This window comes from Microbacterium sp. LMI12-1-1.1, from assembly GCF_040676455.1.
Taxonomy (GTDB): Bacteria; Actinomycetota; Actinomycetes; order Actinomycetales; family Microbacteriaceae; genus Microbacterium.
This window is the reverse complement of sequence record NZ_JBEGIA010000012.1, coordinates 520291-537783: the sequence shown is the minus strand read 5'-3', so window position 1 is coordinate 537783 and position 17493 is coordinate 520291. Positions and strand designations below refer to the sequence as shown.

Sequence of the window (17493 nt, the reverse complement as noted above, 5' to 3'; positions counted from 1 at the left end):
GCGGGCAGGGGCCCGGAGGGGACAATTCCCCATGCTCAGGCGGGGCCTGCGTGCGTCGCCGTGTCTGAGCCTGCGGCTGTCCGCAGGTCAGTGCGCGGTGAACTCGATGCGGCCGCCGACGCGGCGAGCGCGGCATCCGGGCAGATCGATGGGCCCCTGGCCCGACCAGTCGGTGGCGAGGCGCGCCACCTCGATCGTCTGCGACCGCGTGAGGCTCTGGTGGAACTCGCTGGCCACCACGTGCCGGATGATGCGGTTCCGCAGCGCGGCAGGGTTGGCCGCGAGAGCCGCTACCGACACCGAGATGCCGGCTTCGGCGTGCTCGACGATGTCTTCGATCGTCTCGTCGATCATCTCGTCGAAGGCGTCGGCGTCTTCGCGCAGCTGCGCGGCCGTGCGGGCGAGCGCCTCGGCGATTCCCGGCCCGAGCTCGGCCTCGAGCACCGGCAGCACCGTCTCGCGCACGCGCACCCGCGCGAAGCGGGGATCGCCGTTCTGCGGGTCGTCCCAGGGGTCGAGCCCCTCGGCCGCGCACGCCGCGCGCGTCGTCGTCCGTCGCACGTCGAGCAGCGGGCGCAGCAGGAGAACGCCGTCGAGATCGGCGCCTGCCGCCATGCCCTGCAGGCTGGCGGCGCCGGCGCCGCGCGCGAGTCCCAGCAGCACCGTCTCGGCCTGGTCGTCGAGCGTGTGGCCGAGCAGGATCGCCGCCGCGCCGGCGGCGCGGGCCGCGTCGAGCAGTGCGGCATAGCGCGCCTCACGAGCGGCGGCCTCCGGCCCGCCGGCTCCGGTGACCTCGACGCGGACGACGTGGGCGCCGAGTCCGAGCGCCTGCGCTCTCGCCACGGCGGCGGCCGCGGCATCCGTCGACCCGTCCTGCAGTCCGTGGTCCACCGTGACCGCTGCGGCACGCAGACCGAGCTTCGGCGCCTCGAACGCGGTCGCCGCGGCGAGGGCGAGCGAATCGGCGCCGCCCGACAGCGCCACGACCAACGTGGCACCCGGCTCGAGGCCGGTGAGTGCCCGCCGCACCGCGAGGCGAACCTCGGCGACGGCGGGGTCGAGTCCGGGTCTGCGCTCCTCCACCCGCCCACCGTACCCGGCGACCGAGGCGAATCGCCTAGAGCCTCACGACTCCGCCCGGTGCAGCGCGTTTCGTCTCGCTCGTTCCTCGCTCGCTCAACGACCGGACACCTGGACCCCGCTTTGTCTCGCTCGTTCCTCGCTCGCTCAACGACCGGGATCACCCGTACCCCGGTCGTTGAGCGAGCTTGCGAGACGAAACGCCCAGAACCTCCGGACTAGGCTTGTCGCGGCATCCCACGTCTTTCCGAAGGAGTACCACTATGGGCGCGTACGACGCCGTCATCGAGATCCCGCGCGGCAGCCGCGTGAAGTACGAGGTCGACCACGGCACCGGCCGGGTCTTCCTCGACCGCATCCTCTACACCGCGTTCGGGTACCCCACCAACTACGGGTTCTTCGAGAACACCCTGGGCGAGGACGGCGACCCGCTCGACGTGCTCGTGCTGCTCGACTTCGACCTCGCCCCCGGCGTGCTCGCGAGCGTCCGCCCCGTGGGCGTGCTGAAGATGAGCGACGAGGCAGGCGGCGACGACAAGGTCGTCGCCGTGCTCGGCAAGGACCCGCGCTGGGCGCACATCCAGGACGTGAACGACATCCCGGAGTTCACCCGCAAGGAGATCGAGCACTTCTTCGAGCACTACAAGGACCTCGAGCCCAACAAGTGGGTCAAGGTCGACGAGTGGGCGAGCGCGGCCGAGGCCGAGCGTCTCGTCGGCGAGGCGTTCGACCGCTTCAAGGAGCACGAGGGCCAGACCGCGACCCAGGGTGAGGGCGTCGCGCCGAACACCCTCTGACCACTGCTGTCACAGCGAAGAGCGGATGCCGTCGGCATCCGCTCTTCGTCGTTTCAGAGTGTGTGGGTCAGACCGAGACTCCGCGGTCGGCCATGAAGTAGATCGGGTTGACCGGGGAGTTGTTGACGTACGTCTCGAAGTGGACGTGGCAGCCGAACGAATTGCCGGTGTTGCCCTCGCTCGCGATGAGCTGGCCCGCATTGACCCACTGCCCCACGCCCACGAAGATTCCGCCGCTGCGGATGTGGCCGTAGCCGCTGCCGATGCCGCCGCCGTGGTCGATCTTGATGTAGTTGCCGTAGCCGCCGTTCCAGCCGGCGTACACGACGCGTCCGGCGGAGGCGGCGTAGATGCCCGCTCCGCAGCCGGCGGCGAGGTCGACGCCGTAGTGGAAGCCGCTGGAGCAGTAGCTGTTGCCGCACTGCACGGTGCGGGGGCCGTAGCCCGAGCTGCGCCAGCCCGACGACGGACGCGCCCAGCCGGATCCGACGACGGCTCCACCGCCACCGCCGCCGCCACCACCGCCGCCACCACCGCCGCCGTTCTGCTGGGCGAGGCGATCGGCCTCGGCCTTGGCCGCTGCGGCGGCCGCAGCCGCGGCGGCGGCTTCGGCCTCTTTGCGGATGCGCTCGCCCTCTTGATAGTCGGCGACCGTCTTGGCGACCGTGTCCTGAAGGGCGGCGAGCTGCGCCTCGAGCTCGCCGCGCTTGGCGTTCTGCGCGTCGAGAGCGGCCTGCGCCTCGTCGGCGGCCTTCTGCGCGGCCACCATCTTCTCTTCGGCGACCTTCTGCAGCCGGTCGCGCTCGGCACGCTGCACCGCGGCCTGATCGCTCAGGCTCTGTGCCGAGTCGCGGGCGGTCACCGCCTGCGCGTAGACGTCCTGGTTGCGCTGCACGAGCTTGTCCATCGTGCCCAGGCGAGCGAGCAGGTCGTCGGCCGACGAGGCCGAGCCCGCGAAGAAGAGCTCGAGCGACGTGTCGTCGCCACCGTTGCGATACAGCTGGGCGGCGACGCGGCCGGCCTTGTTCGCGGCATCCACCGCAGCCGCCCCCTGCGTGTCGGCCTGCTGCTGCAGCTGGTCGGCACGCAGCGCCGCGTCGAAGTACGCCTGCTGCGCGACGTAGAACTCGTCGGCCAGCTGCTGCGCGATCTGCTGCTTGGCCGCGACATCGGCCTCGAGTCCGGCGATCAGCTGCTGGATCTTGGTGACCTCGGCGGCCTTGGCCGCCTCGTTGTTCTTCGCGGCGACGACGTCGTCCCACGACGGGTAGTCCGCGGCGTACGCGGGGCTGACGAGCGGGCCGATCGTGCCGGCGGTCGCGCTCAGCGCGGCGACGCCCAGGATGCCCAGTCCCAGCGCCGTGCGCCGGTTCATCGCGGGCCAGAGCCGCCGCTGCTCACTCGCGGAAGGGGCGCACCCGCACTCCGCGCCGTCGTCGGCAAGGGTCTTCACGGTGACGTTTTCGGGCTGCACCGGGTCCTCCCCTCGCGGCGTCAACTCGTTTCACACTAGCAACATCAGTAACATGCGCAACCCCCAGTGGCGCATGTCGGCCGCCGCCTCGGGCAGCGGTCACCCGGTCAGTCTGCGCCCGGGCGACGGGATCCACAAGGGCGCCACGCCCTCGATTCGCGTTTTGCCCAGTGATTACGTATGCTTGGTCCTCGGCAGTGAGCCCCAGGGTTCACCCGGCCCCATCGTTTAGCGGCCTAGGACGCCGCCCTTTCACGGCGGTAGCACGGGTTCGAATCCCGTTGGGGTCACTCCCATAATTCAAAAGCATGGCCCTGTAGCGCAGTTGGTTAGCGTGCCGCCCTGTCACGGCGGAGGTCGCGGGTTCAAGTCCCGTCAGGGTCGCTCCGAGCGACGGGCCCTTTTTTCGAAGAGGGCCTTTCGTCTAGGACGCGGCAGGTCTTGTATAAGAGATGCCGCGCGGCTCTGTAGCTCAGTTGGTAGAGCGTTCGACTGAAAATCGAAAGGTCACCGGATCGATGCCGGTCGGAGCCACTGAAACCCTCTCCTAGCTTCTACATGGAGGGGGTTTCTTCATTTCCCCCGCCGCACGCGGTAGCCGAGGTACACGAACCCGTTCGCGAAGCGGCGCTCGCCGATGAGCTCCAGATCGAGTCGCAGGCCGGCGTCGAGGAAGCGGACTCCGCCGCCGATGTGCGCGGGCGCGATCACCACGTGCACCTCGTCGAGGACGCCGGCGCGCGCCGCCACGGATGCCAGCTGCCCGCCGCCGATCGCGATCGGGCCGGCGGCGGCATCCGCCATCGCTCTCACCGCCACGGGATCGAAGTCGGTGCGCAGCTCGGTGCGGCGTGTCGTCACCGCGTCGAGCGTCTTCGAGTAGACGATCTTGCCGGCGTCGCGCCACTGCAGCGCGAACTCACGCTCGGCCGGCGACAGGTCCTCGAGCGACAGGTCGTCCCACACCTTCATCACGTCGTAGACCTTGCGTCCGTAGAGGTGAGTTCGCGCGGGCGCAACGAGCTCGTTCACGAACGCGTGCACCTCGGCATCGGGCGTCGCCCAGTCCCACCGCCCGTCGGGTCCGGCGATGTAGCCGTCGAGCGAGGCGGAGTTGAAGTACGTCACGGAGCCCACGCCCGCACGCTACTCGGCGCGCCTTCCGCGGGCCACCCCGCGCCCGTTGCCAGTCGATCCTCAGCAATCCCTCTTGCGCGGCACACGGATGCCGCAGCTATTGTTTTTCGATAGGTCCTTGCCGTTTATCGATAGGTTCGTGATGCGCCCCACAACGATCGTGGTCCTCAAAGCACTCATCGCGGTGCTGATCGCACTGCTGCTGCTGTGCCAGGTCGCAGTGCTGCCCGGCATGGCGCGATCGCTGGCCGGGATGTATCCGTACCTCGCGTATCTGGAGGTCCCGGGAATCGTCATCGGCGTGATCTTCACCCTCTGCGCCCAGGTGGTGCTCGTCTGCGTCTGGCAGCTGCTGACCCTCGTGCGCGCCGACAGCATCTTCACGCCGCGCGCGTTCGTGTGGGTGGACGTGAGCCTGGCCGCTGTCGTCTTCGCCACGGTGCTGGTCGTCACGACCCTCGCGTTCCTGATCACCGCGCCGGCCGGATCGCCGTCGATCGTGCTGCTGTGCCTGCTCGGCATCGTGGTCGGCGCCGGCCTGTCGCTGCTGCTGGTGGTGCTGCGCGGACTGCTGCGCAAGGCGTCGCAGCTCGAGCACGACCTCTCGGAGGTGGTCTGATGCCGATCATCATCAACCTCGACGTGCAGCTGGCGAAGAAGAAGATGTCGGTCACCGACTTCGCCGCCGCGATCGACATCACCCCCGCGAACGTCTCGGTGCTGAAGAACGGCCGCGCCAAGGCGGTGCGCTTCACGACGCTCGACGCCATCTGCCGGGTGCTCGACTGCCAGCCCGGCGACATCCTGGAGTGGGTGCCCGACGACCATCCGGCCGCCATCGCCGCACGGGAGGGCGACGCGTGAACGGCGCGAGCGTGAGCGGCGCGAGCGTCAGCGGCGCGAGCGTGAGCGAACGGCGCACGCACGCCTGGAGCGACACCGCGATCGCGGAGCTGCTCGACGTCGTCCGCTGCCCGGTGTGCGCCGCGGGGATCGTCGCCGAGCAGCGGTGCCCCGCGTGCGGTGCGGACTTCGCCGGCGCCGTCGGCCGCGACCTCTGGCTCGCGTCGCGGAACGCCGCCGACGCGCTGCGCGCCCGCCAGGCGCTGCTCGCGCAGGTGCCGCTGAGCCAGGTCACGGCGGCGACGGGCAGCTCCGCCGCAGCGCGTGCGGAGACATCACCGGAGGCTGCCGCGCCGGGTGTGGCGCCCATTCCGGCCGTCGGCGTCGACGCGACCGCCGGCGTCCCCCGGGCCTCCGCGACGGTGCAGTCCGTGCTCGCGGTCGCCGGTGCGGCGCTGGTCGCCGTCGCCGCGGTGGTGTTCACATTCTTCAATCCCGATCTCACCGACCCGTGGCCGCGCGCAGCGATCGTCGGTGCCATCGCGGCCGCTTTCCTCGGCGGATCCGCCTTCCTCGCCCGCCGGCACCTGCGCTTCTCCGCCGAGGCGATCGGAGCCCTCGGGATCGTGTTCCTGGCGCTCACGATCACCGCGGCGCTGCCCCTGCTCCCCCGGGATGCGAACGGCTGGGTCTTCACCGCGCTCGCGACGCTGCTCGCGGGCGGCGCGCTGGCAGTGCTCGGCCCACGCGCCGGCATCCGTGCCTGGCTCTGGACCGGTCTGCTCGCTCTCGCATTCGTGCCGCTCCTCTTCGGCCTGGGTGCCGGCTCGGCGCTCGCGACGACGGCCGGATGCCTCGCCTCGGCGGCCGCCGCCGGCGCGCTGGTCGCCCTCGCCTCTCGCATCGGCTGGGGCGGACGCGGCGCGGGCATACGCCACCCGCTCAGCGCGGAGCGCACGGCGCTGACGGTGGCGCAGTTCGGGTTCGCCGTCGCCGCGCTCTCGGCAGTGTGGGCGACGGATGCCGCCACCGCCGTCCCGACCGCGTACCTCGCGAGTGCGACGCTCGTGGCCATCGCGGCGATCGCGGTCGCCTCGGCGCAGCACCCGGCGGGGCGCGTGTGGAGCGGCGTCGCGGGTGCGGCGATGGTCGGCGCCGTGGCGGTGCTGCCGATCGCGATGCCCTCGCTCGGGATGGGCACCTGGTTCGCGGCGTTCCCGGTGGCCGCCGGCCTCGGGCTCGTCGCCGTCGGCGCGATCGCCCCGCTGCACCGCGTGGTCGCACGCGGCGCCCTCTTCACCGGCGCGGTCGGCGTGGTCGCCCTGATCGCCGTGATCCCGACGCTCACGGCGTTCCTGTCGATCGCCGGCGCTCTCGCCGGCCCGTCCGCCGACCGCTTGTTCCTGCTGCCCGGCAGCGCGACGGGGCTGACCGTCGGTATCGCCGCGATGGCGCTGTCACTCGGTTCGTTCGCCGCGATCACCGCGTCCCGCGGCGTCGAAGCCGGCGCGGCGACGGGCGCGGCATCCGTCGACCCCCACGGGTTCGGGGCGCACGACGCTCAGCCGGGGCGCGATGCGCACGCCCCGTACGCGCCGGGCACGCCCCGAACGCCCGGCGCGCCCCACGCGCCGGGTGCACCCCGAACAGAGGCCGGCACGACCCCGCCGCGCTCCGCCGCGCTGCCGACGGGCGCCGGTGGCGAGCCGATGCCGCAGCCGCTCGGCACGCGATGGCTCGGGTTCCTCGGCGCCTGGTACGCCGTGCTCGCGTTCCTGACGGTGCTGTCGCTGCCCGGCCTCGAGGTGTGGGCGCGGGTCGCGATCGCACTCGTCGCAGCCGTCGGCGCGGGTGCCGTCGTCACCACCGGGCTGCGCGATGCCTCGGCCGCAGCCCGCATGCCTCTCGTGACCGGAGCCCATGCTGCCGTGGTGTTCGCCGCGGTCCTGTCGTGGCGCGACGACGACCTCACGGTGTGGGCGGGGACCGCGGTCGTCGCATCGATCGGCGTGCTCGCGCTGACCGTGCCGCGCGCGGGCCGTTTCGTGCATGTCGGCGTCGGCTTCGGGTATGCCCTCGTCGTGCTCGCGACCGCGCTCGCCCGCGGGGGCGCCGATCCGCTCGTCGTGGTGTGCCTCACCACCTGCGCTGCCGGTGCGGTCGCCATCGCGACGACGTTCGCGCGCCGCATCCCGTCGCGGGAATGGCACGCGGTGCTCGTCGTGACGGCGGTGCCCTTCGCGATCGGCGTGCTGCAGGTGATGTTCGAGCGCAGCGGCTGGACCGCCCTCTCGACCGCCGTCATCTTCGGCCTCGCGCTGACGCTGGTCACCACCGCACGCGCGGGTCTCGGCGTCGTGGTGCGCACGCTGGCGGCGGCGACGCTCGTTCCCGCGGTCGCCGTCGTGGCGGTGTGCCTCGGCGCGCAGCTGCTGCCCATGAGCGGGTCGCCGGTGGTGCTCCCGGTGATCGCGGCGATCGTCGCGGGCGTCCTGGCGTCGGCCGACCTGATCGGCGACGCGCTGGGCCGGCGACTGCCGCAGGCGCAGGCGCGCGCCGCCGGACTCGCGGTCGAGGCATCCGCTCTCCTGACGGCCGCGATCGCCGTCGCGCTCGCGCTGGTGCGCACGTCGGCGGGGCTGCCCACCACCCTGCTGGTGCTCGTGATCCTCGGCACCGGGTTCGCCGTGACGGCGCTCAGCGCGCCGCGCCGCTACGCGTGGCCGCTCGCCGGCGCGGCATTCACCGGCGCCCTCTGGAGTGCCTGGGGCATCGTCGGCGTCACCGGTCTCGAGCCCTACCTGCTGCCGCCCGCCCTCGGCGCCGCGGTCGTCGGCGCGCTGCTGACCGCGCGCGGTCGCCCTGCGGCCGGCCTGTACGCCGCCGGACTCGCGACAGCGGTCGTCCCCGTGGTCCTCGCACTCGCCCTCGATGGGACGGATGCCGCCCTGCCGGCGTTCGCTGCCGACGCCGTCGCTCCCGGCCGGGCCGTGGGACTCGTGAGCGCCGCGTGGGCGCTGGTGGCGGCGTCCGTCATCGTCTCGCGAGCGTCCGCCCCACGGATTCGGCGCCTGCGCGTTCTGCGCGTTCCGACGCTCGCCGTCGCGATCGTCGCCGCCGCAGCGGCCGCCGTCCAGGGGCTTCGCTGGGGCATCGGCCTCGATCCGGCGCCGACGGATCCGGCGATCCTCGCGGCCCTCGCGTTCGGGCTGCTCGGTGCCGGTGCTGCGGCGAGCGCCGCACGCGGTCTGCACCGGCACGCCGCTGAGGGGACGACTCTCGCCCGCACGCGGTGGCTCGGTGCGCCCGCGGTGCTGATCGTCGGCGTGGCGACCTGGCCGGCGATCGAGCGCGACTGGTTCGTCGTCTGGACGATGTGGGGGCTGCTGCTCGGCTTCCTCGCCCTCATGGTCGCCGTCGCCGCGCGCGGGCTGCGCGGGCCGACGGGGCTGCCACCGGTGCCGTTCCTGTTCGCCGTGTCGTTCGTGACGGCCGTGGTCGCGTGGAGCCCGCGCGACCTCCGGGTCGAGTGGTTCTCGCTGCCCCTCGGCCTCTTCCTCCTCGCGGCGGGTGCGCTGGCGCTCCGTCGGCCGGCCGTCGACCCGCCGGGTCGCAGGCTGGAGGCGTGGCCGGCGGGCTGGAGCGGTTCGTGGCCGCTGCTCGCGCCCGGGCTCGTCACGATGCTGAGCGCCTCGGTCGCCGCCACCTACACCGACCCGCGCACGTGGCGGGCGATCCTCGTCATGGCGATCGCCCTCGTCGCGATCCTCGTCGGCGCCACGCAGCGCCTCGCCGCGCCGTTCGTGATCGGGATCGTCGTGCTCCCGATCGAGAACATGCTGGCGTTCATGGTGCAGATCGGGCGCGGCATCGACGCCATGCCCTGGTGGATCACGCTGTCGGTGGTCGGTGCGGTGCTGCTCATCATCGCCGTCGGCTACGAGCGGCGGGCGGGCGACGACACCGGGCTCGCGGCCCGGTTGCGCGATCTGGCATGACGAATCGCAGCATTTGTCAGGACTATTGCACATAAGGACAAAGCACGGTTAGGTTGACGGAAGCAACCTGCCGAGGCAGGACGACGCGGTCGCATCTCCCTCCCCCGTGAAGACTGCGTCGGGCGTCGCTTCGGTGCGCCGTCGTGCGCCACGGGATCTGTCGAACAAAGGAGTTGACGTGGTGAACGCCACCCCCCGCAGACCTCGCCTCGATCGGAGAGCAGGCACGACCGCCGTCGCGTGCGCGATGGTGACCGCGCTCGTCCTGGCACCGGCGACGGCCCAGGCCGGCACGACGACCACCGCTGACCGGTCGGATTCCGCACGCCAGGCCGGTTCCGGCGACCCGCGGGCCTTCACTCCCGCGAGTGCGATCGAGCCGCAGCGAGGCGCGTACGGCACGTTCGCGGACACGTACCGGCAGAACACCAATGCCTACACGACGCCCGACACGAACCCGGCCATCGGCGTCCTCGCGCCCATGCTCGAGTACTTCACGCCGGGCGCATCGTGGAACGACGGCACCGTGCTCGATGCGCAGCTGCACGCGGAGAACATAGGCGTCGTCGAGCGCCTCACCCAGAACCGCACGGACGCTGAGAGCGCAGAGGCGTGGATCGACGACCGCCGCCACCAGAGCTACTCCATGATCGCCGGGCTGGGAGAGGACGCCGCGGCTTTCGCCTCCCTCACGGGAGCGGGCACGACGATCACCGAGGTCCCCGCCGACGCGCTCGAGGTGGCGTACAGCGATGCCGGCAACGCGAACGGCGTCTGGGCCGATGCCGACTCGGCCCTGGGATCCGCCGTTCGGCTCGTCGACACACTGCGAGGACAGTACGCGTCCTCGAACAACGCCAAGATGTTCTACCAGTACATGCGTCCGTTCCGCTGGAGCGACGACGTCTCGGTGGTGCCGGAGCTCGTGGTGCGCCTCGTTCCGGAAGAGAATGCCATCACCGACGGCGGGTTCCCCAGCGGCCACACCAACGCCGCCTTCCTCGCAGGCCTGGGACTCGCATCCTCGGCTCCGGAGCACTACGACGAGCTGCTCATGACTGCCGCCGAGCTGGGCCGCAGCCGCATGGTCGCGGGAATGCACTCGCCGCTCGATGTGATCGGAGGGCGCATCCTCGCGACGGGCCTCGCGGGTGCGACCCTCGAGGATCCCGCGAATGCACCGTTGATCGCACAGGCGCGCACGGACGCGCAGTCGCTGCTCGCGCTCGACACCATGTCGGATGCCGATCGCGACGCGTACCAGGCCGATCTCGCGCGTTACCGTGAGCTCACGACCGCCGGCCTCACGCCGGTGGGGGCGACCGGAGAGCCGGCGCATGTGCCCGCGGGTGCGGAATCGCTGCTGCGTTCGCGATTCCCCTACCTCAGCGACGAGCAGCTGCGATGGGTGCTGTACTCGACCGCCCTCGACTCCGGTCTGCCCCTGACCGACGACGCCGAGGGCTGGGGGCGCATCGATCTGTACTCCGCCGTCCACGGCTACGGCACGCTGGACCGCGACGTGGATGTGACGATGGATGCCGCGGCCGGCGGATTCTCGGCAGGCGACGTGTGGCTCAACGACATCGACGGCGCCGGTGGGCTGACGAAGGGCGGTTCCGGTGCCCTCACGCTGGCCGGGGACAACTCCTTCGAGGGCGGAGTGCTTGTCGCGGGAGGCGACGTGGTCGCAGGCCACCCCGACTCACTGGGGACGGGCCCGGTGGAGGTGCGCTCCGGCGATCTCGTCGACGGCGCGGGAGAGACCGTCCACATCGGCGCGGCATACAGCCAGCGCCGCGACGGCACGCTGCGGCTCACGCAGGAGAGTGGGACGGCCCCGGCTCTCAGCGTGGGCGGCGCGGCGCACTACGCCGGCACGCTCGAGGTGGACCTGAGCAGTCTGGCCGCCTCCGCGGACGGCGTGCGCGTCATCGCGCACGATCGCTCGAGCGGACGGTTCTCGGCGCTCGTCGTCACCGGTGCTGCCGACAGCGCGGCCTACGAGCTCGACTACCGCAAGGACGGCGTCTACCTCGTGGCCGAGCAGTCCCACGGCTCCCGTCCGGATGCCGGGACGGCAAGCGGGCTCGACCTGCCGCTCAGCCTCGCGCCGGCACGTCCGGGTCGCGCGATCGTCTGATCGCGCGCCCGCCGGCAGCCGTTGCGAACCGGCCCTGCCCCTCGAGACCGAGGGGCAGGGCCGTGCACACGTTGCGATCGAGCCGCGGGCTCAAGCGCTGCTCGCCTGTCACGAATCGTGGCGCCGACCCACCGTTTGTGACAGCTGAGCGGCCCCAACGGCTCGGCCGCAGCGCGCCGCGCCGCTCAGGTGTCGAGGGTGACGTCGACCTGGATCTCGGTCGCCAGGCGCTCGAGCTCGCTCGTGAGGTCGTCGAGGTCGACGGATGCCGGAACCCGGGCGACGACCGTCGCCTCGAAGAGGCGCCCGCCGTACATCGCGGCATCCGCGGTGTGAGTGGTCAGCTTGTCGATGCTCACGCCGTGGGCGCCCAGCACCGACGAGATGTCGCGGACGATGCCCGGACGGTCGTTCCCGATCACCTGCATCGTGAGCGGCCGCGCCGTACCGAGCGGCGGCTCCACCGTTCCGGTGTGCACCGCGACCTTCAGCAGGCCGTCGAGCACGGTCAGCGCCGCGCGCAGCTCGTCGGCCCGCTCGGCCGGCACCGATACCTCGATGATGCCAGCGAAGGCGCCGGACAGCTCCGCCAGCTGGCTGTTCTCCCAGTTGCCGCCGTGGTTGCCGACGACGTCGGCGACCGCCGCGACCAGTCCGGACCGGTCGTCGCCGACCACGGTGAGCACGAGCGTCGTCATGCGGACACTGTACCCATGCGGCCCGGCTCGGCGGACCGGAATGTCTCAGCGCTGCCGGCGGCGGGCGGCTCCGGCCGGGATGGGATCAGCGGGGGGAGAGCTCGTCGATCACCGGGAAGGACAGGCGGAACCGTTCCGGGTCACCGCCGACGGCGGAGGCCGCGCCGAACTCGTCGGCGACGACGGTGACTCCCCGGGCGCTGGCCTCGGCGATCCGCACCGGGCGTTCGCTGCCGTCGGGGAAGTGCAGGGTCCACCGGTCGGCCAGGTAGCCGATGCCGAGCTCGTCGAGCAGCTCCTCGGCGGCGAGCCACTCGAGCGGGCCGGCGCCGTCGGGCGTCCGTTCGCGGCCCAGCAGGTCGAACACGCGGAAGCCGTCGCCCTCGGCGAGCATCCATCCCAGGATCTCGCTGTCGGAACGCCGGTACTCGATCCAGTCGGCAGGCAGCATGGGACCCGAGCGTAGCGAACGCGTCGCCGTCGTGGCACACGGTTCATCCACAACCCGCGCGCGGGTCGGGCGATCGGCGGCCGCATCCCGGTAGCATCCGAGCAGAGATCGCACGTGGGGATGCGCGGTCCGGACTCGGGGAGTCGCATGACCAGTTTCGGCACGGATCCCGCGCGGCCCTCCGCGCGGCGACGTCGGCGCCGCGTGTTCGCGGGCATCGCGGGCGCCGTCGTCGTGCTCGCCGTGATCGGCGGCACGGTGGCCGCGATCGGGTTCGCACGCGCGGCCGCCGGAGACCGGCAGGCGGATGCCGCGCCCAGCGCCACCGCGGCGGCGACACCCACCCCCGTCCCGACCCCGCTCACTCCGGAGGAGCAGCTGCTGGCGAGCGCGCCGGACCCCGCGGCCTGCGCCGTCAGCTTCGCAGGCGAGGGGGTGGCCGACGCACCGATGCTCCAGACGCAGGGCACGCTCTATGCCGCGCTGCCGATCCCCTCGCGGGAGGGACTCGTGTTCGCCGGCTGGTACGCGACGCCGGAGGATGCCGCGGCGCTCGCCATTCCCGGACGCGTCAACGGCTCCGAGCCCGTCGTCTGCACCGATCGGCGGGTGACGCTGCACGGCGCGTGGATGAGCCCCGAGCAGAACGCCGCCGAAGACGCACGCATCCCGATCCTCATGTACCACCAGTTCACCGCGAATCCCGAGGGCGAGAGCGGGTGGCTGCGGGGCAATTACGCGTACATCGGCGACTTCGATGCGCATATGAACCACATCGCGACCACGGGGTTCTACCTGCCGACCTGGGATGAGCTGTCGGCCTTCATCGACGGACGGCTGTTCCTGCCGAACCATTCGGTGATCGTCACCGACGACGACGCCGACCAGACGTGGTTCGACCTGGCGGTGCCCGTCATAGACACGTACAAGGTGCTCGCCACATCGTTCATGATCACGGCGTACCGCCAGGATCCCCCGCCGAACATGTACGTGCTGCGCCGGTCGCACACCCACGACATGCACCGCGCGGGCGCCAACGGCGATGGTCTCATCACCAACCTCGGGGTGCCCGAGATCGTCGCCGACATGGAGGCGTCCGCCGGCGTGCTCGGCGTGAAGGAGATCGTGGCGTATCCCTTCGGTCACTACAACGACACCGCAAAAGAGGGGCTCCGGCAGGCCGGCTGGGAGATGGCGCGCACCATCGAGCCCGGCTACGTCACGATCGGAACCGACAAGCTCGCGCTGCCGACGGTGCGCATCAACTACGGCATGGGGCTCGACGCGCTGGTGAACCTGATCGGCTGAAGCGAAGCTGCGGCACACGGCGCATTACAGGTTTCGATTTGGTCTTGTCAAGTTTTTCGGGGGCAAAGTCTTCCGATCGACGGGCTGCCGCAGTACATTTACAGGGCGCAGGGGGAGTTCGAACCCGAATCGAACGACCCCACGACCCGACAACCCGGCCGGGTCTGCGCATTGGGGTTGTATGGCCTGTTCGGCGTGCCGTCGTGCGGGCTTCTGGGGAAGTACATGTCTGCTAGGGACGCGTCATCGTGCGCGCGGTGGACCGCGGTCTGAAGCCGACCGCGATCGAAGCGGCGCCGACGGGCGCCGGAGGAGTGACCCGAACGCTCCTCCGACGCCCAACTCCGACGCGCCCACTTCTGGATGTCCTCCCCGACGCGATCGCCCCTCGCGCGCAGCCGTCGCTGGAGCGCCGCCACCTCTGGGAGAGGCGCTACCGGCGACGGCTGATCGCGACCGATGCGGTCTGCATCACCGCGGCCGCCGCCGCGGCCATCGTCTTCGAGGCCGCAGCCGGCGTGCCCATCGCACAGCTCGCCGGACCCGCCCGCATCGGACTCTTCGTCATCTGCGCGTGGATGACGCTCCTGGCGCTCGCCCGTACGCGGGAACCCTCCGTGCTCGGCGCGGGAGCCGCCGAGTACATGCGCCTCGGGCATGCGACAGGCTTCGCGTTCGGCATCCTGTCGGTTGTCTTCATCCTGGCGCAGCTGCCCGGACTGCGCGCGCAGCTCATCATCGCGCTGCCCGTCGGGCTCGTCGCCCTGGTGCTGAGCCGCTGGCTCTGGCGCAGGTGGCTCATCCACGAGCGCGAGCGCGGCGAATGCGTATCACGGGTCCTCGTCGCGGGCACGCGCGACGACGTCGAGTACGTCATCGAGAAGCTCGTGCACGACCCTCATCACGCCTTCCTCGTGATCGGAGCGACGACGACGGACGGCGTGTTCGAGCCGATCGACATCGAGGATCATCTCTACCCGGTGATCGGGTCGATCCGCTTCACGGCGGCCTACGGTCGCGAGGCCGGCGCCGACACCATCGTCGTCGCGAGCACGCCGGACGACGACCGCGACTTCGTGCGGCGGCTGGGCTGGGAGCTGGAGGGCAGCGCGGCCGAGCTCGTGCTGTGCAACCGGCTCACCGACGTGGCAGGACCCCGATTGTCGCTGCGGCCCCTCGACGGGCTGCCGCTCGTGCAGGTGAAGATCCCCGAGTTCGAGGGCGGCATCCACGCCATCAAGCGGGGGATGGATGTGGTGCTCTCACTCCTCGCCCTCCTGCCGATCGCGCTCATCGCGCCGTTCGTGGCCGTCGCCATCAAACTCGACTCGCGCGGCCCTGTGCTGTTCCACCAGCTGCGGGTGGGTCGCGACGGCCGTCAGTTCTCGATGCTCAAATTCCGCACCATGGTGGTCGATGCCGAGGAGCGGCGCGCTGAGCTGCTCGCCCAGAACGACGGCGCGGGGCCGCTGTTCAAGGTGAAGCGCGACCCGCGGGTGACGCGAGTGGGCGCGATCCTGCGCAGGTTCTCGATCGACGAGCTGCCGCAGTTCGTCAACGTGCTGCGCGGTGACATGAGCATCGTGGGCCCGCGCCCGCCGCTTCCGAACGAGGTGACGTCGTACGACGGCAGCGTGTACCGCCGGCTCTACATCAAGCCCGGTATCACGGGGCTCTGGCAGATCAGCGGTCGCAGCGACCTCACATGGGCCGACAGCGTTCGACTGGACCTGCGCTACGTCGAGAACTGGTCGATCGCCACGGACGTCATGATCATGTGGCGCACGGCGAAGGTCATGATGGCACCGAAGGGGGCCTACTGATGCTCCCCCAGAAGACTTGGCCGGCGACAATGGCGTCGCCGGCCGCCAACAGCTGGACCCGCGGTCGTCACCCGCCGCTGCCCGTCAGGTGCACACTGGCGCTGGCGTCACCGGTGGACGCCCGTTCCCCAAGCGGGCGTGACCGCGGGTCCTTGGGACCGACGCCCGGGCGGACGGAGACGGTGCGAGCCGTACATTCCGATAATGGAATACGTGGGGCGGTCAGCTAGCTCGACACCACTCGCACCTGGGAGAACTCGACCGCCTCGTTCGACGCGTAATCCTTGAACAGGCGGATCCAGGGCCCCCTGCCGTCGGGCTCAGCGAGCTCGGCCTCTATCGGCTCACCACCGTCGGCGGTGGCGCGCACCCGGTCGTCGGACACGTCGATCCGAATCCGCACCGGGTCGCCTGCGGTCGGCGCGTCGACCGTGCCCGTCGCCAGGTCGGATCCGGTGACACCGCGCTCGCAGCGAGCGAGTGCGATCGTCCCGTCGGCGTGAAGCGAGAACTGATAGCCGTCGGCGTCGCCCCGCCCGCCCTGCCCTCCCGGCGCGTCGCCGGTCAAGGCGAACACCGCGCCGGCAGCGCCGCGCGGAGGGACGGCATCCGGCCAGACGATCGTCATGTCCAGACGGCTCAGCTGCGCTCCCGGAACGGCCAGTGAACCCATCAGATAGCTGGTCGGGTCCATCCGCTGGATGCGCAGGGCTGCCCGGTCCGGGACGAACGAGGGCTGAGAAGACCAGCCGAGGGTGGCGATCGCCGTAGGAAGGTCGCCGGGTGCTCGTCGGCCGGTCGCGAAAGCGTCCCGGTCGGCAGGGCTGCCGTCGACGAGGTAGCCCACGTTGGAGCACATCAGCCCGGCGACCCCGAGGCCCGCGAGCCGTTCCACGTCGTCGTGGAACCGCACCTCCCAGCACATCACCGGGACCCCCGTGGCCACGACGCGCCTGATCACGTCGTCCGGCATCGTCACCGGCACGCCCAGGATGTCGAAAGTCGTCGCGAACTCGTCCAGGCGGTCGATCTGCTCCACGTCGAAGTATCCCCACGCGCAGTAGCCTCGCTCTTTCGCAGCGCGCACCTGTGAGGCCGGCGCCCACTGCTTCCAGACGAAGCGCTCCCTCGCCCGGGGTTGAGCATCGAGGAGGTCCAGGAGCGGACGTGTGTTCGTGCCCTGCTTGTCCTCGATGAACACCAGCGTGTCCGGGCCGATCTCACGCAGGACGTCCTCGAGCCTCGAGACAGGCTCGAGCGGGGTGTCGACGCCCAGCCAGCTCCGGGCGTCCACAGACAGGGCGCTCACCTCGCTCCACGTCATGTCGGCGATCTTCCTGTCGACGCCCAGCACCCGTTCGCCTGACAGATCGTGGTGACAGATCAGCACGCCGTCCGACGTCGCGCACACCGAGATCTCGATCGCCTCGGCGCCCGCCTGCAGCGAGTTCCGATAGGCGGCGAGAGTGTGCTCCGGCCAGTTGTCGCCGCTGCCGCGATGACCGACGTAGAACCTCGGCCGGCCGATGAGCTCGCGGACGTCGAACGGGATGGGTGCGCGCGAGGGCGACGGAACGCCCGAAGGAGAGGGAGCGGCGGGGATCGTCTCGGACGGGTTCCTGTTCGCCGGGGGCGGCGCCGAGCAGCCGGCCAGGACCACGGTCGACAGCCCGCCGATGAGGAAGACACGACGCGATATCGGAGACGTGGCCATCGCGTCACCTCCCGTTGTTCGCGGGCG

Annotated in this window: 13 protein-coding genes and 3 tRNA genes; 10 read left to right on the top strand and 6 right to left on the bottom strand. The window is 71.3% G+C overall.

Features of this window, described 5'->3' with window-relative positions:
- Positions 1-87: 87 nt before the first annotated feature.
- Entirely contained in the window at positions 88-1083 is a 996-nt protein-coding gene (tilS, locus tag MRBLMI12_RS11000; protein WP_363356516.1) for a tRNA lysidine(34) synthetase TilS, read from the bottom strand.
- A 260-nt stretch (positions 1084-1343) separates the two neighbouring features.
- Here tilS and MRBLMI12_RS10995 point away from each other — a divergent pair, with 260 nt between their 5' ends.
- The gene (locus MRBLMI12_RS10995; protein WP_308866032.1) at positions 1344-1877 is read left to right on the top strand and encodes an inorganic diphosphatase; all 534 of its coding nucleotides are present in this window, start codon (positions 1344-1346) and stop codon (positions 1875-1877) included.
- Between the two features lie 67 nt (positions 1878-1944).
- Here the strand turns inward: MRBLMI12_RS10995 and MRBLMI12_RS10990 are convergent, their stop codons facing one another.
- Positions 1945-3351, bottom strand: a complete 1407-nt coding sequence (locus MRBLMI12_RS10990) for a M23 family metallopeptidase (RefSeq protein ID WP_363356515.1) — start codon at positions 3349-3351, stop codon at positions 1945-1947.
- A gap of 217 nt (positions 3352-3568) precedes the next feature.
- On the opposite strand from MRBLMI12_RS10990, the gene MRBLMI12_RS10985 reads away from it, so the two are divergent.
- The 3 genes from MRBLMI12_RS10985 to MRBLMI12_RS10975 all read left to right on the top strand — a co-directional run bounded on the left by MRBLMI12_RS10985 (position 3569) and on the right by MRBLMI12_RS10975 (position 3885).
- A tRNA-Glu gene (locus MRBLMI12_RS10985) sits at positions 3569-3641 on the top strand.
- A 20-nt stretch (positions 3642-3661) separates the two neighbouring features.
- Positions 3662-3735: transfer RNA gene (locus MRBLMI12_RS10980), tRNA-Asp, on the top strand.
- A gap of 77 nt (positions 3736-3812) precedes the next feature.
- Positions 3813-3885, top strand: a tRNA-Phe gene (locus MRBLMI12_RS10975).
- Between the two features lie 39 nt (positions 3886-3924).
- On the opposite strand, the gene MRBLMI12_RS10970 is transcribed toward MRBLMI12_RS10975, so the two are convergent.
- Positions 3925-4488 (bottom strand): dihydrofolate reductase family protein, encoded by a 564-nt coding sequence (locus MRBLMI12_RS10970; protein ID WP_363356514.1) that lies wholly within the window; start codon positions 4486-4488, stop codon positions 3925-3927.
- A gap of 142 nt (positions 4489-4630) precedes the next feature.
- Between MRBLMI12_RS10970 and MRBLMI12_RS10965 the strand changes: the two genes are divergently transcribed.
- From MRBLMI12_RS10965 to MRBLMI12_RS10950, 4 genes are all read left to right on the top strand, one after another.
- Positions 4631-5107, top strand: coding sequence for a DUF2975 domain-containing protein (locus MRBLMI12_RS10965; RefSeq protein WP_363357046.1), 477 nt, complete (start codon positions 4631-4633; stop codon positions 5105-5107).
- Entirely contained in the window at positions 5107-5352 is a 246-nt protein-coding gene (locus tag MRBLMI12_RS10960) for a helix-turn-helix domain-containing protein (RefSeq protein ID WP_349425929.1), read from the top strand. The genes MRBLMI12_RS10965 and MRBLMI12_RS10960 overlap by 1 nt, the downstream gene beginning before the upstream one ends.
- Positions 5349-9329, top strand: coding sequence for an SCO7613 C-terminal domain-containing membrane protein (locus tag MRBLMI12_RS10955; protein WP_363356513.1), 3981 nt, complete (start codon positions 5349-5351; stop codon positions 9327-9329). Before MRBLMI12_RS10960 ends, MRBLMI12_RS10955 begins: the two co-directional genes overlap by 4 nt.
- A gap of 178 nt (positions 9330-9507) precedes the next feature.
- Positions 9508-11472 (top strand): phosphatase PAP2 family protein, encoded by a 1965-nt coding sequence (locus MRBLMI12_RS10950; RefSeq protein WP_363356512.1) that lies wholly within the window; start codon positions 9508-9510, stop codon positions 11470-11472.
- 185 nt (positions 11473-11657) lie between these two features.
- Here the strand turns inward: MRBLMI12_RS10950 and MRBLMI12_RS10945 are convergent, their stop codons facing one another.
- Positions 11658-12170 (bottom strand): glycine cleavage system protein R, encoded by a 513-nt coding sequence (locus tag MRBLMI12_RS10945; RefSeq protein ID WP_349425927.1) that lies wholly within the window; start codon positions 12168-12170, stop codon positions 11658-11660.
- A gap of 85 nt (positions 12171-12255) precedes the next feature.
- The gene (locus MRBLMI12_RS10940; RefSeq protein WP_363356511.1) at positions 12256-12621 is read right to left on the bottom strand and encodes a hypothetical protein; all 366 of its coding nucleotides are present in this window, start codon (positions 12619-12621) and stop codon (positions 12256-12258) included.
- A gap of 147 nt (positions 12622-12768) precedes the next feature.
- Between MRBLMI12_RS10940 and MRBLMI12_RS10935 the strand changes: the two genes are divergently transcribed.
- Together MRBLMI12_RS10935 and MRBLMI12_RS10930 are read left to right on the top strand one after the other, a co-directional pair.
- Positions 12769-13929 carry a polysaccharide deacetylase family protein gene (locus MRBLMI12_RS10935; protein WP_363356510.1) on the top strand — a complete coding sequence of 387 codons (1161 nt, stop codon included), beginning with the start codon at positions 12769-12771 and terminating at the stop codon, positions 13927-13929.
- Between the two features lie 257 nt (positions 13930-14186).
- Positions 14187-15752 (top strand): sugar transferase, encoded by a 1566-nt coding sequence (locus tag MRBLMI12_RS10930; protein WP_349425923.1) that lies wholly within the window; start codon positions 14187-14189, stop codon positions 15750-15752.
- 226 nt (positions 15753-15978) lie between these two features.
- On the opposite strand, the gene MRBLMI12_RS10925 is transcribed toward MRBLMI12_RS10930, so the two are convergent.
- The gene (locus MRBLMI12_RS10925; RefSeq protein ID WP_363356509.1) at positions 15979-17466 is read right to left on the bottom strand and encodes a glycerophosphodiester phosphodiesterase; all 1488 of its coding nucleotides are present in this window, start codon (positions 17464-17466) and stop codon (positions 15979-15981) included.
- Positions 17467-17493: the final 27 nt, after the last annotated feature.

Coding starts and splice junctions, on each gene's coding strand:
- MRBLMI12_RS10995 (WP_308866032.1), top strand. CDS start 1,344: ATGGGCGCGTACGACGCCGTCATCGAGATCCCGCGCGGCAGCCGCGTG.
- MRBLMI12_RS10965 (WP_363357046.1), top strand. CDS start 4,631: ATGCGCCCCACAACGATCGTGGTCCTCAAAGCACTCATCGCGGTGCTG.
- MRBLMI12_RS10960 (WP_349425929.1), top strand. CDS start 5,107: ATGCCGATCATCATCAACCTCGACGTGCAGCTGGCGAAGAAGAAGATG.
- MRBLMI12_RS10945 (WP_349425927.1), bottom strand. CDS start 12,170: ATGACGACGCTCGTGCTCACCGTGGTCGGCGACGACCGGTCCGGACTG.
- MRBLMI12_RS10940 (WP_363356511.1), bottom strand. CDS start 12,621: ATGCTGCCTGCCGACTGGATCGAGTACCGGCGTTCCGACAGCGAGATC.
- MRBLMI12_RS10935 (WP_363356510.1), top strand. CDS start 12,769: ATGACCAGTTTCGGCACGGATCCCGCGCGGCCCTCCGCGCGGCGACGT.
- MRBLMI12_RS10925 (WP_363356509.1), bottom strand. CDS start 17,466: ATGGCCACGTCTCCGATATCGCGTCGTGTCTTCCTCATCGGCGGGCTG.